At 33.0% G+C, this 19,688-nt stretch carries 19 protein-coding genes; 3 read left to right on the plus strand and 16 right to left on the minus strand.

Annotation, left to right across the window (positions count from 1 at the left end; genetic code table 11):
- Positions 1-41: 41 nt before the first annotated feature.
- From Q0891_RS04575 to kynU, 9 genes are all read right to left on the minus strand, one after another.
- Positions 42-1,127 (minus strand): amidohydrolase family protein, encoded by a 1,086-nt coding sequence (locus tag Q0891_RS04575; protein ID WP_299099194.1) that lies wholly within the window; start codon positions 1,125-1,127, stop codon positions 42-44.
- Positions 1,128-1,179: 52 nt separating this feature from the next.
- On the minus strand, positions 1,180-1,659 hold the full coding sequence (locus Q0891_RS04580) for a 3-hydroxyanthranilate 3,4-dioxygenase (protein ID WP_092447721.1): 480 nt from the start codon (positions 1,657-1,659) through the stop codon (positions 1,180-1,182).
- Between the two features lie 102 nt (positions 1,660-1,761).
- The gene (locus tag Q0891_RS04585) at positions 1,762-2,544 is read right to left on the minus strand and encodes an SDR family oxidoreductase (protein ID WP_299099197.1); all 783 of its coding nucleotides are present in this window, start codon (positions 2,542-2,544) and stop codon (positions 1,762-1,764) included.
- 126 nt (positions 2,545-2,670) lie between these two features.
- On the minus strand, positions 2,671-4,110 hold the full coding sequence (locus Q0891_RS04590; protein WP_299099199.1) for an aldehyde dehydrogenase: 1,440 nt from the start codon (positions 4,108-4,110) through the stop codon (positions 2,671-2,673).
- The gene (locus Q0891_RS04595) at positions 4,107-4,751 is read right to left on the minus strand and encodes a hypothetical protein (protein WP_299099201.1); all 645 of its coding nucleotides are present in this window, start codon (positions 4,749-4,751) and stop codon (positions 4,107-4,109) included. The genes Q0891_RS04590 and Q0891_RS04595 overlap by 4 nt, the downstream gene beginning before the upstream one ends.
- 70 nt (positions 4,752-4,821) lie before the next feature.
- On the minus strand, positions 4,822-5,217 hold the full coding sequence (locus Q0891_RS04600) for a RidA family protein (protein ID WP_299099203.1): 396 nt from the start codon (positions 5,215-5,217) through the stop codon (positions 4,822-4,824).
- A 132-nt stretch (positions 5,218-5,349) separates the two neighbouring features.
- The gene (locus Q0891_RS04605) at positions 5,350-6,747 is read right to left on the minus strand and encodes an NAD(P)/FAD-dependent oxidoreductase (RefSeq protein WP_299099205.1); all 1,398 of its coding nucleotides are present in this window, start codon (positions 6,745-6,747) and stop codon (positions 5,350-5,352) included.
- Between the two features lie 28 nt (positions 6,748-6,775).
- The gene (locus Q0891_RS04610; protein ID WP_299099207.1) at positions 6,776-7,129 is read right to left on the minus strand and encodes a hypothetical protein; all 354 of its coding nucleotides are present in this window, start codon (positions 7,127-7,129) and stop codon (positions 6,776-6,778) included.
- Positions 7,126-8,391, minus strand: a complete 1,266-nt coding sequence (gene kynU / locus Q0891_RS04615) for a kynureninase (RefSeq protein ID WP_299099209.1) — start codon at positions 8,389-8,391, stop codon at positions 7,126-7,128. The genes Q0891_RS04610 and kynU overlap by 4 nt, the downstream gene beginning before the upstream one ends.
- 156 nt (positions 8,392-8,547) lie before the next feature.
- On the opposite strand from kynU, the gene Q0891_RS04620 reads away from it, so the two are divergent.
- Positions 8,548-9,948: an ATP-binding protein gene (locus tag Q0891_RS04620; RefSeq protein WP_299099211.1), complete on the plus strand. Its 1,401-nt coding sequence runs from the start codon at positions 8,548-8,550 to the stop codon at positions 9,946-9,948.
- A gap of 158 nt (positions 9,949-10,106) precedes the next feature.
- Here Q0891_RS04620 and Q0891_RS04625 read toward each other — a convergent pair whose 3' ends face one another.
- Positions 10,107-10,790: a hypothetical protein gene (locus tag Q0891_RS04625; RefSeq protein WP_299099213.1), complete on the minus strand. Its 684-nt coding sequence runs from the start codon at positions 10,788-10,790 to the stop codon at positions 10,107-10,109.
- Positions 10,791-10,831: 41 nt separating this feature from the next.
- Between Q0891_RS04625 and Q0891_RS04630 the strand changes: the two genes are divergently transcribed.
- Positions 10,832-11,641 (plus strand): methyltransferase domain-containing protein, encoded by an 810-nt coding sequence (locus Q0891_RS04630; RefSeq protein ID WP_299099215.1) that lies wholly within the window; start codon positions 10,832-10,834, stop codon positions 11,639-11,641.
- A 118-nt stretch (positions 11,642-11,759) separates the two neighbouring features.
- Here the strand turns inward: Q0891_RS04630 and msrA are convergent, their stop codons facing one another.
- The 3 genes from msrA to Q0891_RS04645 all read right to left on the minus strand — a co-directional run bounded on the left by msrA (position 11,760) and on the right by Q0891_RS04645 (position 14,431).
- Positions 11,760-12,422: a peptide-methionine (S)-S-oxide reductase MsrA gene (gene msrA / locus Q0891_RS04635; protein WP_299099217.1), complete on the minus strand. Its 663-nt coding sequence runs from the start codon at positions 12,420-12,422 to the stop codon at positions 11,760-11,762.
- Positions 12,423-12,548: 126 nt separating this feature from the next.
- Positions 12,549-13,334 carry a C4-type zinc ribbon domain-containing protein gene (locus Q0891_RS04640; RefSeq protein ID WP_299099218.1) on the minus strand — a complete coding sequence of 262 codons (786 nt, stop codon included), beginning with the start codon at positions 13,332-13,334 and terminating at the stop codon, positions 12,549-12,551.
- Between the two features lie 2 nt (positions 13,335-13,336).
- Entirely contained in the window at positions 13,337-14,431 is a 1,095-nt protein-coding gene (locus tag Q0891_RS04645) for a Nif3-like dinuclear metal center hexameric protein (protein WP_299099219.1), read from the minus strand.
- Positions 14,432-14,471: 40 nt separating this feature from the next.
- On the opposite strand from Q0891_RS04645, the gene lpxK reads away from it, so the two are divergent.
- On the plus strand, positions 14,472-15,470 hold the full coding sequence (gene lpxK / locus Q0891_RS04650; protein ID WP_299099220.1) for a tetraacyldisaccharide 4'-kinase: 999 nt from the start codon (positions 14,472-14,474) through the stop codon (positions 15,468-15,470).
- On the opposite strand, the gene Q0891_RS04655 is transcribed toward lpxK, so the two are convergent.
- Genes Q0891_RS04655 through lipA form a run of 3 tightly spaced genes read right to left on the minus strand, consistent with a single transcriptional unit; the run spans position 15,463 to position 19,621 of the window.
- Positions 15,463-17,703, minus strand: coding sequence for an ATP-binding protein (locus tag Q0891_RS04655; RefSeq protein WP_299099221.1), 2,241 nt, complete (start codon positions 17,701-17,703; stop codon positions 15,463-15,465). The two genes, lpxK and Q0891_RS04655, sit on opposite strands and share 8 nt — an antisense overlap.
- Positions 17,704-17,753: 50 nt before the next feature.
- A complete protein-coding gene (gene gap, locus Q0891_RS04660; protein ID WP_299099223.1) occupies positions 17,754-18,749 on the minus strand; it encodes a type I glyceraldehyde-3-phosphate dehydrogenase in 996 nt (331 codons plus the stop codon).
- On the minus strand, positions 18,749-19,621 hold the full coding sequence (lipA, locus tag Q0891_RS04665) for a lipoyl synthase (protein ID WP_299099225.1): 873 nt from the start codon (positions 19,619-19,621) through the stop codon (positions 18,749-18,751). The genes gap and lipA overlap by 1 nt, the downstream gene beginning before the upstream one ends.
- Positions 19,622-19,688 lie beyond the last annotated feature (67 nt).

Genomic DNA, 19,688 nt, shown 5'->3' on the forward strand with positions numbered 1-19,688 from the left:
GGTTAGAGTTTAAATATAGACATAAAAATTAAATTTCAAAGCTAGGATGTTATTCTGGTAATTAACTTTTGTTTAGCGTCTTCATCCTCGCCACACAACCATTGAATAACATTATCTTCCCAAATGGCATCGCCTTCAGTTTCTGTAATTATCTCTCTGTCAATGGCTAAGTCAATTATTTTTCCAGGATAAGAAGACTGTTTTTCGCTTTCCATTTCCCCTAATGGATAAGGGTCATCAAGTCCCATTATCACTTGTTTAGAACCTTGATTTCTTATTAATAACTCTAATCCTCCAGTATCATGCACTAAAGTGTCAAAGAAGATGTTTTTATGTCCTACGGCTTTTCTAGGATGACTTTTGCCTTCAAATAAATCTGGTCGTCCATCAAACCCTTGGATACGTCTTCCTAAATTAATTTGTGCTAATTGTCCGCCATGAGCAAAACAAGTTCTCATATTAGGATATTTATCTTGGTAACCATTTAAAGTTAAAAAGTGATACGCATCGCCACATTGTGCGAGCATCCAAATTAAGTGAAAACGCCATGATGTGTTTTCTAATTTTATAAACTTTTCACCATCGTAAGGATGGATTTCTACAGCCAAGTTATATTTGTTAGCCATTTCAAAAATGGGTTCGTTTTCTTCATCAAAAATACAACGCCAAGTACCTATAGAATCCATATAATGTGTTGGTAAACATAATAATCGCATACCTAATACTTCTACGCAACGCTCAATTTCCCAACAAGCACTTCTAACAAAACCAGGATGAACCACAAAACCACATGTAAATTTACTCGGATGATTATGTTGCACTTTGGCATTAAAATCATTCTGAAAACGTAAAGCTTGCTTCATTTCTTCAACCCTTAAGCCATTACCATAAAGCTGAGATAAATTTAAAACAACAGCGTGGTCTAGCTTATTACGCTCCATCCATTCTAATTTTTCATCTAGGAAGAAACTAGAATCTGTGATAGGACGATTCCAATCTTTTTGAAGCATAAATTTTCGGTCTTTATCTACCCAAAAAATACCTTTGTCTTTCATGAACTGCGGAATTTCTTCAGGATAGGGAAGAAGGTGTGAATGACCGTTTATTCTTAGTTTGCGTTTACTCATATTAGGGTTGAATTGCGAGAGGTTTAATTATGAAATCTTTTTAATTTCTAGTTTAGTCTTTCTTAATAGTCTTATTATATCTGTCAAAAATGGCAGGCATATCAGTTTCTATATTATCCAAAGTAAATTCCTCTTCGTATAGCAGACTAGCATCTTTTTCAGAGTACCATTGCAGTTTGTCTTTTACGCCTTCATCTCTCGGATATTCTATAACTAAACCAACTGTATTTGGTCCACGTTGTGGCGAATGCGGTACTTTTGGTGGTAATAAAAATATATCACCTTCTTTAATATGAATGTCTTTTGGTACACCATCATCAATGACTTTTAAAACAATATCACCTTCTACTTGATAGAAAAATTCTGGTGTTTCATTATAATGATAATCTGTACGGTCGTTAGGTCCACCAACAACCATTACAATAAAGTCGCCATCTTTCCAAACCACTTTGTTACCAACAGGTGGTTTTAATAAATGACGATTTTCTTCAATCCATTCTTTAAAATTTATGGGTGGAAATAATTTGCTCATGGTTATATTGATGATTTTTGTCATTCCTGCGTAGGCAGGAATCTATGTTATTATTGTTTTTATTTTGGATTCCTGCTTTCGCAGGAATGACAAGTCATAAAGTTACAAAGATTTTGTTCGTCCACCATCAACAGGAAGATTAATTCCATTAATATAACTTGCGCGTTCACTTGCTAAAAATGTAATCGCATCGGCAAGTTCTTCTGGTTGCGCAAAGCGTTTTACTGGTACTGCATTTTTCATGACATTAGCAGCTTCTTCTTCCGTGTTTCCTGATTTAGCCGATTTATTTTTAATAATTTGAGTTAAGCGTTCTGTGCCAGTGGCTCCTGGTAACACATTGTTTACCGTAATACCGAATTGACCGAGCTCATTGGCCAAAGTTTTACTCCAATTGGCAACGGCTCCTCTAATGGTGTTACTAACGCCAAGTCCATCTAAAGGCTGTTTCACAGACGTTGAAATTACATTGATGACACGACCAAAACCTTCTTCTTTCATAAAAGGAACAATGGTTTGAACTAGAACATGATTGCACTTTAAATGTTGCGTAAAAGCCGATTCAAATTCATCAACTTCAGCAGAAAAAATAGGACCTCCTTTTGGGCCACCTGTATTATTTACCAAAATATGAAAACCATGATTTTCTGAAATGTATTCTGAAACCTTAGTTTTTAAATCTTCCGGATTCGAAAAATCAGCAACAATATAATCGTGTGTTCTTTGCTGAGGTAATTCTGAAAGTACCGTTTTTAATTTGTCTTCGTTTCTAGCAACAAGTGTGACTTGCACACCTTCTGTGGCTAAGGCTATGGCTGTTGCTTTTCCTATTCCTGCTGTGCTTCCGCAGACTAGTGCGTATTTGTTGTTTAGTTGTAGATTCATAAGCCCATCCCAACCTTCCCAAAGGGAAGGGGTTTTGTTTAGAGTTATTATTTTAAAAATTTATTCAATTTATATTTAGAGTTCCAATCTAGTTTCTTCCCTTATGGGAAGACGGAAGATGGGCTTCTAGTATTTTATACAAACATTTTTAGCCTCTGTAAAAAAGCGCAAGGCTTCAAATCCACCTTCTCTTCCAACACCTGAAGCTTTTACACCACCAAAAGGTGTCCTTAAATCGCGCATCATCCACGTGTTTACCCAAACAATACCTGCTTGTAATTGGTTGCTGAGTTTCATGGTGCGTTTTAGATTGTTGGTCCACAAAGTTGCTGATAAACCATATTTAACTTTGTTTGCCATTTCTAAAACCTCGTCTTCTGTGTTGAAAGGCATTATGGTTACTACAGGCCCAAAAATTTCTTCTTGGTTCACTCTGCAGTCGTCATTTGGCACTTCAATAACGGTTGGTTCTAAATAATAGCCGTTTTCAAATCCTGCTATAGTTACTTCATTGCCTCCACAAAGTACAGTTCCATTTTCTGTTTTTGCGATGTTGATGTATTCTTTTACTTTTTCAAGATGTGGTTTTGAAACTAAAGCACCAATATTGGTGTCTGTTTCGGAAGGATGTCCGACTTTGAGTTGTTTTACTTTTTCTACAAAGTCAGTCTTGAATTTTTCATAAATAGAAGCTTCAACAAATATGCGACTACCACACAAACAAATCTGCCCTTGATTGGCAAAGGACGAACGTACTGTGGTGTTCAGCATATCGTCGTAATCGCAATCGGCGAAAATGATATTTGGGTTTTTTCCGCCTAATTCTAAGGATAATTTTTTAAACATTGGTGCAGCGACTTTGGCAATATGTGCGCCTGTTGCTGTGCCTCCTGTAAAGGAAATGGCTTTAATATCTGGATGCTCAATAATAGCTTGTCCTGTGGTGGTTCCTAAGCCGTGAATAATATTTAAAACACCTTCAGGCAAACCTGCTTCGTTACAAATTTCGCCAAGTAAATAAGCCGTCATTGGTGTGACTTCACTTGGTTTGGCAACCACACAATTTCCTGCAGCTAGTGCTGGGGCGATTTTCCAGGTAAATAAATAGAGTGGTAGGTTCCATGGCGAAATACAGCCTACAACACCAATAGGTTGACGCAAGGTATAGTTAATGGCATTTTGACCTACAGATTCATGACTTTCACTCGCGAATTGCGTAATGGCATTACCAAAAAAACGAAAGTTACTCGCAGCTCTTGTAATGTCAACCGCTTTAGCTAAACTTATAGGTTTGCCGTTGTCCTTACTTTCAGCTTCGGCAAAACGGTCAAGGTTAGCTTCTAATAATTCTGAAATTTTAATTAGAATCCTGCTTCGTACCTCTAACGTGGTTTGCGACCATTGCTTAAAAGCAGCTTTCGCACTTTTATAAGCTTCGTCAACATCATCTTTGGTTGAATTAGGAATTTGTCCATAAATCGCTCCATCTGATGGGTTATAATTATCTATCCAGTTGCCTTGAATTGGATTTTGGAATTTTCCGTTTATGTAGTTTTTGATGTTCATCTTGTCCAGCCGCCTGCGTAGTCTTTAAATTGCCACTTATTATTTGTTTTTTCATATAGAAACCCAGAACCATTTAGATAGGAAAAATCTACTTCTATATATGCTTTGTTTAATGGTTTATTAAAGATAGGTTTACTTATAGAGACACTTCTGTTTTTCTTTAAATACTGATAAATACTTTCTAATGAATCCTTTGTTACAAATACTTGTTCTTCTACTAAACTATCTCCAATATAAATATTTTTCCTAATGTTTTTCCAGTCGATTATTTTATGTCCATTAGGTTGAATGTTTTCTATATTAAAATCGTTATCTAAATATTGATTATACACAAAAGAAGAGTCTTTTTCATTTAAGGTCATTGCAATGATTTGAATATCGGATTTAGTTTGAGTTGTACCTTTAACTTTATCATTGATTAGTCTTTTAGAGTTAACAATTTCTTTATTAAAAATTAATGCATTTTTGTATCTACCCGAAAGAACTATTGAATCTTTTAAAACCTCTTTTAAAAAATCAAGTTTATATTTTTCCGTAATTATTGGGTATCCATTTGAGTCATAGTTTATCAACTCATCCTTGCTGTTTTCACAAGATAAACTCAAAAGAAAAATTAATAAATATGTATAATATAGTTTCAAATAGTAATTAGTTTTTAATGCTATGCGATTCCTCGTCGCTACGCTCTGTCGGAATGACAACGATGATTCTTTATTTTGGTTTATAAGCCATAACTTTTATTTCAACCACTAAATCAGGATGCGGTAATTGATGAACCGCAACAGTTGTTCTGGTTGGTCCTGTTTCCTTTTCAAAGAATTCTGCATAGGCTTTGTTGTAATCTGCAAAATCATTCATGTTGACTAGAAAAGACGTAACGTCAACCACATCTTTAAGGCTTGCTCCAACTTTTGCTAAATTTTTTTCTATGTTTTTTAGAACTTCTTGGGTTTGTGTGTAGGCGTTTAGACGTTTTGTTCCCATCTCGTCAATCAGGTCTACACCTGCAATGGTGTTGTCTGCACGTCTAGAACTCGTACCTGAAATGAATATAAAATCGCCTACTTGTTTTACGTGTGGATATGCTCCTCTTGGTGTTACTTCCATATGTTTAAAAAGCCCCTTTTAATTTCCCGAAAGGGAAAAAATCAGAGCGAAAAATTGAGTTAATATTTATAATCAATATTTTTTATGCGTCAATAGTTCCTTCCCTTAGGGAAGGTTCGGATGGGCTTTTTTTTATAATCCCGCAATCCTATCATCTTCCAAAATAGCTTCAGTTTCCGCGTTTACTTTGTCTAAAATATCTTTTAAATTGTCTTCTGATGAAATTACTTTATCAGTTAACATATTCAATATGGCCTTGTCTTGTGCGCGTCCTTTTAACATGGCTTGTCTATAACCGATGTTTTCATTAAAGGTAACTAAACTATATTTTGAGGAATACGCATTTTGAAATTCTTTTTCTAAAGCCATTTCGATTTTTCGTTTTTCTTGAAAAATAGGATTCGCCACATGACCTTTCATTTCATGGAAATTGTCAATGGCTAAATCGGCAATAGCGTCTGTATCTTTCTTGCGGTTTTTCTCGTACGTTTTAAATATCGCTTCCCAATTCTCTAGGTTTTGGTCTAGTACTTTATCGAATTCAACCACATCTTCAAACGATGCATTCATACCTTGTCCATAAAAAGGGACGATGGCATGTGCAGAATCTCCCATTAATAAGGTATTGCCTTTATAATGCCATGGCGAACATTTTACCGTTCCTAAGGCTGCTGTTGGATTTTCAAAAAAGTCATCGACTAAGTTTGGCATAATGGCTAACGCGTCTGGAAATTCTTTTTGGAAGAATTCCGTTACGGCTTCTGGTGTTGTTAGATTGTTAAAATTGTATTCGCCTTCATCAAAACTTAAAAATAATGTGACTGTAAAACTGCCATCTAAATTTGGTAACGCAATGAGCATAAAGCTGCTTCTTGGCCAAATATGTAAGGCATTTTTATAGGTTTTATAATCGCCAGTTTCAGTTGGTAAGAAGGTTAATTCTTTATAGCCATGACTTAAATAGTCTTGAGAGAAACTGAATAAAAATTTCTTACCCAAATAATAACTTTTTCGCAAAGCTGAACCTGCGCCATCCGTTGCTATAATGCAATCTGCGTCTTCTACAAATTCGTCTTTTGAGTTATAATCTTGAAATAAAGCTGTTGTTTTTTCAAAATCTACAGACTTACATTTTTTGTTAAAATGTATAGTGACATTATCATGTTTTTCGGCTTCATTGAGAAGTAGAGCGTTTAAATCGCCTCTAGAAATTGAATTGATATATTCGTAATCTCTTCCGCTATAATTAGATAAAAAAGTATTGCCTTCTTTATCGTGAAGCATTCTACCATTCATTGGTATGCATAAATCATTGACTTTATCTTCTAAACCAACGAGTTTAATAGCTTTGTTGCCTCTGTTAGAGAAGGCTAAATTAATAGAGCGACCTGCAGAAATGTCTGTTGTTCTAAGGTCTGGGCGCATTTCGTAAACGGTTACGTTATAACCGCGTTGTCCTAATCGTAATGCTAATAGGCTTCCGCAGAGTCCTGCGCCTATGATTAGTATGTTTTGTTGTTTGTTACTCATTTTGAAAATTTTACTTCAAATAACGTAATTAACTGTTTTGATGCTTTAAAAGGTTTTTTATGTCTTGAATTTCTTCATACGATGGTCTAAACCTATTTAAATTAATAATTTGTTTTCTGTTTTGACGGTTTATTACATACAAATTATTGTTGTTAGAATTGAATTTGAGACTTGAAAATAGTTTGTATTCTACATTTTTTATCAAATCATTTTTGATGACTAGAAGTACTCTTTTATCAGTAATAATTAAATAATCATGCCCTAAGTTAAAGAAATAATATAACAGTCCTAAAATTTGATATTCCCAAAAACTAGCCTCAGACTTTTTCTTGATTTTTAAGAGTATATTTTCATCTTTTATAAGGGTAAAGATTTTGTTCATAAAAGTGCTTTCATCTTCTCAACCATTAAATACACATCTTCAAATGAATTATATAAAGGAATTGGTGCGCATCTTATAACATCGGGTTCTCGCCAATCGCTAATAACGCCGGATTCTGTTAATTTATCGTGTAAGGATTTGTCGGCATTTAAAACTTGAATAGAGAGTTGGCAACCACGTTCATCTGGATGTTCTGGTGTGATGATTCTGATAGTATCTTCGCCTAATGTTTTTAATAGAAATTCGAAATAACCGGTTAGCTTTTTCGATTTTTTTAGGATTTTATCAAATCCGACTTCGTGAAACATATCCAATGACGCTTTGATGGCAGCCATGGATAATATTGGCGGATTACTTAATTGCCAACCTTCGGCTCCTGGTAAAACATCAAATTCGTGACGCATATTAAAACGTGTGTCTTTATTGTGGCTCCACCAACCTGTAAATCGGTTGAGTTCTTTATCATAAGCATGACGCTCATGTACAAAGCAACCCGATAAGCTACCTGGTCCTGAATTTAAATATTTATAAGTACACCAAACGGCAAAATCTGCTCCAGAATTATGTAAGTCTAAATCTACGTTTCCGGCACCATGAGCACAATCAAATCCGACTTTACAGCCATAACTATGTCCTAAGTCTGTAATACGTTTAAAATCGAAAAACTGCCCTGTGTAATAATTGACACCTCCAACCATAATAAGCGCGATTTCGTTGCCGTGAGTTTCAAGAATTTTTTCTAAATCTTCGTAACGTAATAATTCTTCATCTTCTCTCGGTTTCCAGAGAATCAATCCTTCTTTATCATCATAGCCATGATGTCTTAATTGGGATTCTACGGCATATTTATCTGAAGGGAAAGCATCACTTTCAATCAGAATTTTATAACGGTCTTTTGTTGGTTGGTAAAACGACGCCATCATAAAATGCAGGTTCGCCGTTAAGGAATTCATAGTAACTACTTCTATGGGTTTTGCACCAACGAGTTTAGCAGTGGCTTCGGTTAAAAATTCGTGGTATGGTAACCATGGGTTTTTAGCATCCGTATGGCCTTCAACGCCGAGATTTGCCCAATCTTCTAATTCTTGATTGATGTATGCCTTGGTTGATTTTGGTTGTAAGCCAAGTGAGTTACCACAAAGGTAAATAAGGTCGTTTCCATCCTTGTCTTGTGGAATGTGAAACTGATTTCTGTACTGAGATAATTCGTCTAATTCGTCTTGTTGTTTTGCATAATCAAGACCTAGTTTATAGTTGGACAATTTGAAAAATTTTTCGGATTGTAACAAAAATAAGATAATTATATGATTTTTTTATAATTGTTAAATGCCTCAATTATTAGATGACTAATTTGTAAGAATTATATTGTCTAATAAACAAATTCTACTTAGATTTAGTGTAATCAATCAATTTATTATATGCTTAAGAAACTATGGTCATCATACTATGAATGGTATATTCAGTTTAGTGGGTTTTCTAGAGGAAATGAACAAGACGAATTATCTTATTTTAGAGATCGACTTTTCATTTCAATTCTCCTCTTAATTTTACCTTTAGGGCTGATTTCATATATTCCAAGTGCTATTTTTAGTATTATTTTGGATAAATGGAATGTCTTCTATGCGGATTCTATCGCTTTTTTGCTCATTTGCTTTTTATTTTTTAATAATAAAATGAGCTTAAGTCTTAAGAAAAACATATTTTCTATTAACCTATTTGTATTATCATTTGCGCTTGTTGTGTATATTGGTTTAAGTAGTAGTAGTAGTAGTAGTGGTTTGTTATTGTTTATGTTAAGTGTTTTAGTAACACTCTATAGTGGAAAGAAAGCAGGACTACTTTCAGTATTATATACTGGCTGTGCTTATGCCTTAATAGCCGTGATTTTTTATTTTCAACTTTTTGACTTCCCTTTTTTTGAAGATGAGGTGTTTGAGGTTGTAGTCATCGTTTTCCTTAATAATGTACTTTTTATTTTGATGACTGTTTTTTCGGTTTCTTTTTTAATAGATAAGATTAATGCTGCGCTTATTAAAGAAAGTAAATTACAAGATGAACTTATAGAAAAACATAAGAATGTAATAATCGCAAAAGAAAGAGCAGAGCAATCTGATCAGTTAAAATCTGCTTTTTTGGCAAATATTAGTCATGAAATAAGAACACCAATGTATGGGATTTTGGGCTCAGCCGAACTTTTAAAAGATTATGAAACTCAAAATGATGAGGATTTTAAAGAGTTTGTTGATGTCATTGAACAAAATGGTTCAAAATTGCTTGATGTTATCTCAGGAATAATTAATATTTCAGAAATAGAAACAGGCGTTATGAAACTTAATATTACTAGATTCAATATTATTGATACCATTTCTTTAATGTATGAACAATATCTGCCAGAAGCCCAATTAAAAGGTGTGCTCTTTATTTTTGAAAATAATATTTTAAAGGATAATTCTGAGATATCAACAGATGAGGCTAAGTTGGTTGTACTGTTAAAGAAGTTGATAGAAAATGCTATAAAATTCACATCGGAAGGTGAACGTATTATTTTAAGAACATCCATGAATAGTTTAACCTTAGACGTGTCTTTAGAAGATACAGGTATTGGTGTGCCAGACGATAAAAAAGACACTATTTTTAATCCTTTTTATCAAGTAGACGTCAATAATAAAAATGCATTACATGGGTCTGGTATAGGTTTGTCTATTGCAAAAGCTTATGCAGAATTACTTGGTGGCAGTTTGTCTTTAATAAGTGCAGAAGGTGTAGGCTCTACATTTATGTTTAGTATTCAGAGCAATTTGAACGTGAAAGCCAATTAAATAATAGATTTTTAAAAAAGAGAAAGCACTTCTATTAGTAATAAAAGTGCTTTCATATATATAGACGCCAAAAGGCGGAAAATGTAAGCTATGCGTATTTAAATAAAAATTTAGAACGCGAATCTTACATTATAGATTGCAAATGTAATGCCATACTATTAGTTTACCAAAGTAATACTCACATCTGTAAAATTTAAGTTCCAATTACCGTCAGCCATTTTGTGATCTGTGGCAATTTTTATGCCGTTATAAACTTTATAGTTCTCAAAAGTGGTAGTTAATGAAGGTTTTTTTGAGTTTCCTTTTCTAAAAACCCATTCTCTAATCATAAAGTCGTTATCGTAATAAATATCATAAGCATCACCAGGTGTATAACCACCTTCGTTAGGATATGTTATCGTAAGCATATTTAATTGTTTCTTGCTTATTGGTGCAACTGTAAATGTCGGTTCTGATACTTTTGCTGAGCTATCCCAAACTAATTGAAAAGGTACTAATAACCAATATTTATCATTAATGAATTTTTGGTCAGTATTAACATGCGTGCTATCCATTTGGCTTCTACGGTATTTTATATTGGTTTCGCTAGTTGTCATTTTGACCTTATCATTTTTAGGAAACCATGTCCATGATCTTCCTTTGCCTTTAATCGTGTCTCTATCGACTTGGAAAGTAAATTTTACTTCCGATACATTTTTCCAGTTTTCAAAACCATGTGCATTCGCTATTTTTTCTGTAATAGTTAATTCTTTTACGTTTTCAGAAACTGGTGTTTCAGTTTTATCAGATTTACAAGAAACGACAAGGAATAGACCAATCAAACTTATATATAATGCCTTCATATTAAAAAGTTGTTATAAATTACATGCAAAATTAACCAACCATGAAAGACAACACTAATTATTTTGAAGTAAATAAATCGACATGGAATAAGAAAGTAGCTATACATGCACAGAGTGAAATGTATAATTTGGAGGCTTTTAAAAATGGAAAAACATCCTTAATGCCTTACGAATTAAAGGCTTTAGGTATTGTTGAGGGAAAGTCACTATTACATTTACAGTGTCACTTTGGGCAAGACACCTTGAGTTGGAGTAGAATGGGAGCCAAGTGTGTTGGTGTAGACCTAAGTAATGAGGGCGTAAAATTGGCAAAGCAACTAAATGAAGAATTAAAGTTAGATGCTGAGTTTGTGTGTTGTAATGTTTTAGATACATCACAGAATATTACCGAAGCATTTGATATTGTTTTTACAAGTTATGGCGTTATTGGGTGGTTACCAGATTTAAAACCTTGGGCAAAAATGATTGCGGAACGTTTAAAGGTAGGAGGAACGTTTTACATGGTAGAGTTTCATCCCATTGCGTGGATGTTTGATTATATAGATGGACAGCCAAAAATGAAATACCATTACAGTCAAGATGAAGTGATATTCGAAGAATATGAAGGTACTTATGCTAATGAAGATTCTGAAATGGTAAGTAAAGAATATGGCTGGAATCATGGATTAAGTGAGGTTGTAAATGCATTGATTGAAGCCGGATTGCAAATTGATTACCTCAATGAATATGATGAAAGTCCGTATGATGTATTTCCGGATTTAGTAAAAACGGAGTCTGGAATGTATATAATGGAAAATCAATTATTTCCTATGATTTTTGAGTTGAAAGCTACTAAGAAGGAGCCCCTTTAATTCCCCAAAGGGGAAAACTGTGCAATCTCAATTTATATTAATAGTACCTGAAAACCTAGTAAATTTTAAAATCTACTAGGTTTATATAAATATCTAGACCTGCTAGGTTTAATTATAATTAATGCTTTTCTTCTTCCTTTAATAGTTCCGGAAATTTAGCTTTAAATTTATTTAATCTAGGAATAGATACATTCCTTATATAGCCTTGATTTGGGTGAAGCCTTTCATAGTTTTGGTGGTAATCTTCACCAACCCAAAATTTTTGAAAAGGATAAACCTCTGCAGCAATTGTAGCATCTAATTCTTTAGCTAAAGCCGCTTTTTTATCTTCTATTATTTTCTTCTGCTCATCGTTTTGATAAAAAATAATTGAACGGTATTGCGAGCCATGATCTGGTCCTTGTCCATTAACTTGTGTTGGGTTTTGAGAGCCAAAATAAACATCTACTAATTCAGAGAAACTAATAACTTCTGGATCGTAAATAATTTCAACCGCTTCTGCATGGCCTGTTCTACCTGTATTACTTGCTTCGTAAGTTGGGTTTTCAGTAAAGCCACCAGAATAACCAGAAATAGATTCTTCAACGCCTTTTACACTTTCATAAACAGCTTCAACACACCAGAAGCAACCACTAGCAAAATAAGCTCTTGCTTTTCCGTCTTCTAGAGGAACTTCAACAGGTTCTGCATCAATAACGGCTTGTTGTTCTGGGTTAACTTGTGCTTGATTATGGCAGCTAAATATTAAACTTAGACTTAATACGGAAAGTAACTTTTTCATATTTATAATTTTTCTTTTTTTGTCGACTTAAGGTACAAATCCTTAACACCAATTATTCTAAAATTATCTTAAATAAAAAAAGCCCTTGCAGTTGCAAAGGCTTTTTTTTATAATATGTAATGATAATTACTTACTAAGCTTAGTAAATAATTTATTCATTTTTACTTTTTCTTCTTCAGCTAAAGCAGCATCAACTAAGATACGTCCACTGTGCTCATCAGTAATTACTTTTTTACGAGAAGCAATTTCTACTTGTACTTGTGGTGGAATTGTAAAGAAAGAACCTCCAGAAGCACCACGCTCAATAGCAACAACAGCTAAACCATTTTTAACGTTGTTTCTAATTCTAAGGTATGCTTTTACTAAACGGTCATCAATTTTCTTTTGAAAATCTAAAGACTTATTAATTAACGCTTCTTCTTCTTTTTCAGTTTCCTTTAAGATCTCGTTAAGCTCACCTTTTTTGTGCTTTAAGTGTGCGTTACGGTCTTTTAAACGGTCTTTAGTGTCAGAAATAACTACTTTTTTCTGCTCTATTTGCGCTTTAAATTCTTTAATGTGCTTTTCAGCCAATTGAATTTCTAGTTCTTGAAATTCAACTTCTTTAGTCAATGAGTTGTACTCTCTGTTATTTCTAACATTTTTTTGTTGCTCACTGTATTTTTTAATTAAAGTTTTTGCTTCTTCAATTAAGTTTTTCTTTCCTTTAATTTCGTCGTCAATAATAGTAAGGCTATCATTTAGCTTTTCCATTCTTAAGTTAAGTCCTTCAACTTCGTCTTCTAAATCTCTAACTTCTAACGGAAGCTCACCTCTGACATTTCTTATTTCATCTACTCTAGAGTCAATTAATTGTAAATCATATAGTGCTCTTAATCGCTCTTCAACAGAAACTTCAGCTTTTTTTGCCATAATTATAAATACTTTATCGGATTTGTATTTGTCTTTGATAAAATGATTGCAAAATTAGTAATTTTTTTCGAGAGATAGTCTACTAAAAACGATTTTGTGAACTGTTCGCTTTCATAATGTCCAATATCTGCTAATACAATACTATTTTCTGCACTAAAAAAGTCATGGTATTTTAAGTCGGCAGTAATGAAAATGTCAGCATTGGCGGCTTTTGCGGCTGATATAGCAAAACTGCCTGAGCCACCTAAAACCGCTATGCGTTTAATAGTTTTATTTAATGATTTAGAATGTCTAATACACTCCGTATTCATCTTAGTTTTAATATATTTTAAACAATCTTCCGTTTTCATTGCCGTTTTTAGTTCTCCAACCATTCCCATACCAATCTGTTGGTTGGCATTTTCTAATGTTGAAATTTCATAGGCGACTTCCTCATAAGGATGTGCTTCAAATAATGTTTTTAATACTTTTGATTCTAGGTGCTTTTTGAAAGTAACGGAAATCGCGACTTCCTTTTCGGTATGTAATTCTCCTTTTTTTCCAATAACAGGATTAGAATTTTCATTGCCTAAGTATGTGCCTTGTCCTTCAACATTGAAGCTACACGATTCATAGTTGCCTAGACTACCAGCACCAGCCTTAAATAAAGCGGATCTTAAATTTGCTGCATTTACTTTAGGAACATAAGTTTGTAATTTTTTTATTGTACCAGATTGCGGAATTAGTATTTGCTTGTTTATTAATTCTAATTGATTACAAATAATTGAATTAACGCCATTTATAGCATTGTCTAACGCTGTGTGAATAGAGAAAATTGCGATGTTATATTGAATTGCTTTAATAACCACACGCTCAACATAAGTTTTTCCTGTTAATTTTTTTAAACCCGAAAAAATGATAGGATGGAAGCTTACTATAAGATTACAATTGTTTTCAATCGCTTCGTCTACAACGGCTTCAAGCGTGTCAAGAGTAACAAGGATGCCAGAAACTTTTTCATTTTTATCGCCAACTAAAAGACCAACGTTATCAAAATCTTCAGCATAAGCTAAAGGCGCTAAGTTGTGTAAGTGATTAATTACGTCTTGTATAATCATAAGTGTATATTTGTTTCAAAAATAATATAATTTAGTCATCGTGAACTTTATCCGTATCATATTGTTTCCTATTGTGCCCATTTATTATCTGATAACATGGTTAAGAAATTGGTTATTTGATATTGGTGGAATTTCTTCTAAATCTTACGACGTCCCTGTTATATGCGTTGGAAATTTAAGTACTGGAGGAACAGGAAAAACACCAATGATTGAATATTTAATAAGGCTATTGAAGGAAGAAAAGGATATTGCAACTTTGAGTAGAGGTTATAAAAGACAGACTAAAGGATTTGTTTTAGCAGATGACAAAGCAAATGCTGACACTATTGGAGATGAACCTTTTCAATTTTTTAGAAAATTTAAAGATGTAAGCGTTGCTGTTGATGAAGATAGACAAAATGGGATTGAAAACCTGATGGAATTAAAACCAGATCTCAACGTTATTTTATTAGATGATGCTTTTCAACATAGAAAAGTTAAAGCAGGTTTTAATATAATGTTAACCGCTTATAATAACTTGTATTATAAGGATTGGGTTTTACCTACAGGGAATTTGCGAGAGCCTAGATCAGGAGTTAAACGCGCAGATATAATTGTTGTTACAAAATGTAATAAAGATATCTCGGAAGCAAAAAAGTTGGAAATTGCATCTCGTATTCAGCTTAGAGATCATCAGCAATTGTTTTTTAGTTATGTAGATTACTCATCAGTAGTAAAGTCCGTAAACTACAAATTGAACTTAGATGAATTGCCAGAATTTACACTTGTCACTGGTATAGCAAATGCAATACCACTTGTAGAATTTTTAAAAGAGAAAGACTTAAAATTTAATCACTTAGAATTTAGTGATCATTACAGTTTTAAGGAGTCTGATATTGAGACAATAGCTTCAAAATCATTAATAATTACTACGGAGAAAGATTTTGTTAGGTTGTCTAGATATGTGGAATTAAAGGATAAATTGTATTATTTGCCAATAGAAGTTAAGATAGATAATTCGGCAGAATTTAATGCTTCAATTATAAATTATATTAACTAAAGTAACTTGAGACTATTTTTTCTCCAGACAAGGCTGCGTGCAATTTAGTTTCAAAATCATCTTGTTTAAATGGTTTAGAAATAATGTCATCAAATCCGGCTTCTCCAAATTCGTGCATTTTATCTTCTAAGGTTACAGCCGTAAGTGCAAAAATTGTTAGTTCTTTATCAAAAGTTCTAATGATTTTTGTGGCTTCTAATCCGCTAATTCCAGGCATATGGATGTCCATTAAAACAACATCATATTCTACCTCTTTTACTTTTTCTACTGCAGCTTCGCCATTATCTACCACATCACAATATAGATTCATTTTGTTAAGAATCTTTTTGGTAATCATTTGATTAATCTTATTGTCTTCTACAATTAGAATTTTAACGTTACTTAAATCTAAACTATCCATCTTATTAACTTTTTTAACTTCCTCTATTTTTGGTTTTTCAGCATCTTTATCATATTCTAATGGTAGTTCAAAAAAGAATGTTGTGCCTTTACCAAGCTCACTCTTTAGATAGATTTTACCTTTTAGAATTTGAATAAGTCCTTTTACAATAGATAGGCCTAGACCTGTTCCTCCATATTTTCTGTTAATTTGAACAGAACCTTGAGAGAAGCTATCAAACATTTGACCTTGCTTTTCTTTTGTAATTCCAATACCATTATCTTCAATTTCAAAGCGAAGGTTGTACATGTTGTCTTTTGCATCAACTTTGTATGCTTTTACCCAGATGTCTCCATCTTTTGTGAATTTAATAGCATTTCCAAGTAGGTTAATTAAGATTTGGGAAATCTTTAGTTGGTCACCAATATAGGTTTCTGGCAACCCTTTTTCATATTCGAAATGAATTTTTGTGTTTTGGTCATTAGCAGAATTACTAAGTGCCGAAATCACATTTTCTAATTTATGTTTAAGATTAAAGTTTTCTGGGTCTAACTCTACCTTATTTGCTTCAATTTTATTTATTTGAAGGATGTCATTAATAAATGTTAGTAGGTAATCACCCGAGAATTTTAATGATTTTAAATGTGGTACTTGATGTTCTTTAGGTTCTTCATCTAGAAGCATATTTGTTAAGCCAGTGACAGCATACAATGGTGTACGTAACTCATGTGTAACCGTAGATAAGAAATTTGCTTTGGTTTTAGAGGCTAACTCTGCTTTCTCTTTTGCAACGATTAATTCATCGTTCTTTTTGTGAAGCATTGTATTGGTATTTAACCTAATATTATTGTTTTTATATAACGATAATGTTAATAAAGACAATATTGTGATTAGTGCAATACTTAAAATTGTAGTAATTCTAGTAAAGGCACTTTCTCGAGTAACTTCATCAATTTGAGCTTGTAATTGCGCATTTTCGGCATCTTTATATTTATCAATATTTTGACCAGACATACCAGGTGGTAAATTATCTCGTTTTATATTTAAGATAGAATCAGATAGTTGTATATGCTTAGTAATATAATTATAGGAGCTTTTATAATCGCCATTTTTTTTGTGGATATCGCTAAGTACAACATAAGCTTCGTTAATGTTTTCTAAGATATCATTCTTTTTAGCAATAGCTAAGCCTTCTTCTGCTTGAGATTGAGCTATTCTTGGCTGATTTAATGCATCTGAAACTTTTGCGCTTTCAATAAGAGCACTACTTAAACGGTCCTTTTGACTATGTTTTTTCGCTAGAATTATAGTTTTAACCAACTGAGATTTGGCTTCTTCATAACGTTTTTGAGCAATAAATATCTTTGCTTCATTAAGAGTTACATCTGAGATATAAGATTCTAAATCTTCTTGTTCGAATAAATTTTTTGCTGAATTAAAATATTGTAGCGCATATTCATATTCTTCTAAATTACTATGAATAACACCTTTAATGTTATAGGTAATAGCTAAGTTAGCGTAGTCGTCAATTTTACGTTGAATTTGAATGGCATTGTGCAGAGAACCATTAGCTAAATCTGGTTTGTTAACTAGAAATTGAACTTTGGCAATCTTGGTATGAATTTTACCTTGATTTATTTTATCGTCAATTTTTTGAGCAATTAATAATGCCTTATCTAAATTGTCTTGAGCATCGTAGTATTTACCACGATCATTGTCTAATTTAGCCTGAGCTAAGTGATTTTGAAGCTGTAACGTTAAGACGTCAGTATCTTCAACGCTATCTTGTTGCGCAAAGATTAGACTACAAAAACATGCTAAAAATACAAATATGTAATATTTGAAACGGGACATTCAGCTCAATTGATTTGAGGCAAATATAAATATTTATTCGATAAAAGCTATTATTTTACCGATAAATTGCATAAAAGGTCTAAAATTCTTGAACTATATCCTGTTTCATTATCATACCAACCAACTATTTTTACCATGTTTCCGATAACTGAAGTCATTTGAGAATCAAAAATGCAAGAGTGCGGATTACCTACAATATCTATGGATACTATAGGGTCTTCTGTATATTCTAAAATATGTTTTAACTGACCTTGAGCTGCGTTTTTAAAAATTTCATTCACATGTTCAATAGATGTTGGCTTTTCAACATTAATTGTAATATCTGTTAAAGAACCGTTTGCTACTGGTACTCTTATACCACAGCCACCAATAACATCTGATAAATCTGGAAATATTTTAGTTAACGCTTTTGCTGCTCCTGTTGTTGTTGGTACAATAGATTGACCTGCTGCTCTAGCTCTACGCAAATCTTTGTGTGGTTGATCATGTAAACTTTGATCTGTTGTATAGGAGTGAATTGTTGTTATATATGCTTGCTTAATGCCAAGATGCTTTTTAATTAATGCAATCATTGGTGCTGCGTTGTTAGTAGTACAAGATGCATTAGAAATTATAGTTTCATTACCATTTATCGTATGGTCATTAACACCTAGAACAATAGTTTTAATATCATCTTCTAACGCAGGAACAGATAAAATAACACGTTTAGCACCATTAGAAATATGATATTGTAGGTCTTGTTTTGTTTTAAATTTTCCGGTTGATTCTATAACAAATTCCGGATTAACTTTAGTCCAATCTATGTTTTTAGGATGCGGTGCACTATAGATAGGAATTGAAACACCATTAACAATAATATGATTATCATCATGAGAAATGGTTTCATTTAAAACACCATGAATACTATCATATTTTAATAAATGACTTAATGTTTTAGCATCTGCTAAATCATTTATAGCAACTATTTTTAAATTAGGATTGTTTAAAGCAAGTCTAAAAACACGGCGACCAATCCTTCCAAAACCATTAATGGCAATAGTAATCATTAATTAATGTGTTTTTGCGCTTTATAAGAAGATCTCACTAAAGCACTACTTTCAACATGTCTAAATCCTAACTCTAATCCTATTTCTTCATATTCTTTAAATTGATCAGGATTAATAAATTGTTTTACAGGTAGATGTTTTTTACTTGGCTGAAGATATTGGCCAATTGTAACAACATCGACATCGTTTTCTCTTAAATCATGAAGCGTCTGTATAACTTCTTCACGTTCTTCACCAAGACCTAGCATAATTCCAGACTTTGTTCTTCGTTGCCCTTGTGCTTTTAAATATTTTAAAACACCTAAACTACGATCGTACTGTGCTTGTATTCTAACCTCACGAGTTAATCGTCTTACAGTTTCTATATTATGTGATACAACTTCTGGTGCTACATTAATAATTCTGTCTATATGTTTTTCTATGCCTTGAAAGTCAGGAATAAGGGTTTCTAGGGTTGTTTCAGGATTCATTCGTCTAACTGATTTTACAGTTTCTGACCACATGATGCTTCCCATATCTTTTAAATCATCACGATCTACACTAGTTAAAACGGCATGTTTTATCTGCATAAGTTTTATAGATCGCGCTACTTTTTCTGGCTCATCCCAATCAACCGTTTCTGGTCTACCTGTTTTAACACCACAGAATCCACAAGAACGTGTACACACATTGCCTAAAATCATAAACGTTGCTGTACCTTCTCCCCAACATTCTCCCATATTAGGGCAGCTACCTGAGGTGCAAATCGTATTTAGTTTATACTTATCAACTAAAGATCTTAATTCAGTATATTTTTTACCTGTTGGTAATTTTACTCTTAACCATTTTGGTTTACGTTCTGGTAAAATATTTGAAGCGACTTTGGTTTCCATGCAATATCAATTTCTTAAAGCAAAGATACGAAGTAAATAATAAATTAAGTTGAATGTGGTAAAGGAT

It is taken from the genome of uncultured Winogradskyella sp. (genome assembly GCF_947498005.1).
Lineage (GTDB): Bacteria > Bacteroidota > Bacteroidia > Flavobacteriales > Flavobacteriaceae > Winogradskyella.

What these genes read in the sequence shown, in the direction of transcription:
- Q0891_RS04640 (WP_299099218.1), bottom strand. Translation starts at nt 13,334, where the DNA reads ATGGCAAAAAAAGCTGAAGTTTCTGTTGAAGAGCGATTAAGAGCACTA.
- lipA (WP_299099225.1), bottom strand. Translation starts at nt 19,621, where the DNA reads ATGGAAACCAAAGTCGCTTCAAATATTTTACCAGAACGTAAACCAAAA.
- Q0891_RS04575 (WP_299099194.1), bottom strand. Translation starts at nt 1,127, where the DNA reads ATGAGTAAACGCAAACTAAGAATAAACGGTCATTCACACCTTCTTCCC.
- Q0891_RS04620 (WP_299099211.1), top strand. Translation starts at nt 8,548, where the DNA reads ATGCTTAAGAAACTATGGTCATCATACTATGAATGGTATATTCAGTTT.
- Q0891_RS04610 (WP_299099207.1), bottom strand. Translation starts at nt 7,129, where the DNA reads ATGAACAAAATCTTTACCCTTATAAAAGATGAAAATATACTCTTAAAA.
- Q0891_RS04645 (WP_299099219.1), bottom strand. Translation starts at nt 14,431, where the DNA reads ATGATTATACAAGACGTAATTAATCACTTACACAACTTAGCGCCTTTA.
- Q0891_RS04585 (WP_299099197.1), bottom strand. Translation starts at nt 2,544, where the DNA reads ATGAATCTACAACTAAACAACAAATACGCACTAGTCTGCGGAAGCACA.
- Q0891_RS04605 (WP_299099205.1), bottom strand. Translation starts at nt 6,747, where the DNA reads ATGAGTAACAAACAACAAAACATACTAATCATAGGCGCAGGACTCTGC.
- Q0891_RS04625 (WP_299099213.1), bottom strand. Translation starts at nt 10,790, where the DNA reads ATGAAGGCATTATATATAAGTTTGATTGGTCTATTCCTTGTCGTTTCT.
- Q0891_RS04655 (WP_299099221.1), bottom strand. Translation starts at nt 17,703, where the DNA reads ATGTCCCGTTTCAAATATTACATATTTGTATTTTTAGCATGTTTTTGT.
- gap (WP_299099223.1), bottom strand. Translation starts at nt 18,749, where the DNA reads ATGATTACTATTGCCATTAATGGTTTTGGAAGGATTGGTCGCCGTGTT.
- Q0891_RS04600 (WP_299099203.1), bottom strand. Translation starts at nt 5,217, where the DNA reads ATGGAAGTAACACCAAGAGGAGCATATCCACACGTAAAACAAGTAGGC.
- Q0891_RS04580 (WP_092447721.1), bottom strand. Translation starts at nt 1,659, where the DNA reads ATGAGCAAATTATTTCCACCCATAAATTTTAAAGAATGGATTGAAGAA.
- msrA (WP_299099217.1), bottom strand. Translation starts at nt 12,422, where the DNA reads ATGAAAAAGTTACTTTCCGTATTAAGTCTAAGTTTAATATTTAGCTGC.
- Q0891_RS04630 (WP_299099215.1), top strand. Translation starts at nt 10,832, where the DNA reads ATGAAAGACAACACTAATTATTTTGAAGTAAATAAATCGACATGGAAT.
- Q0891_RS04590 (WP_299099199.1), bottom strand. Translation starts at nt 4,110, where the DNA reads ATGAACATCAAAAACTACATAAACGGAAAATTCCAAAATCCAATTCAA.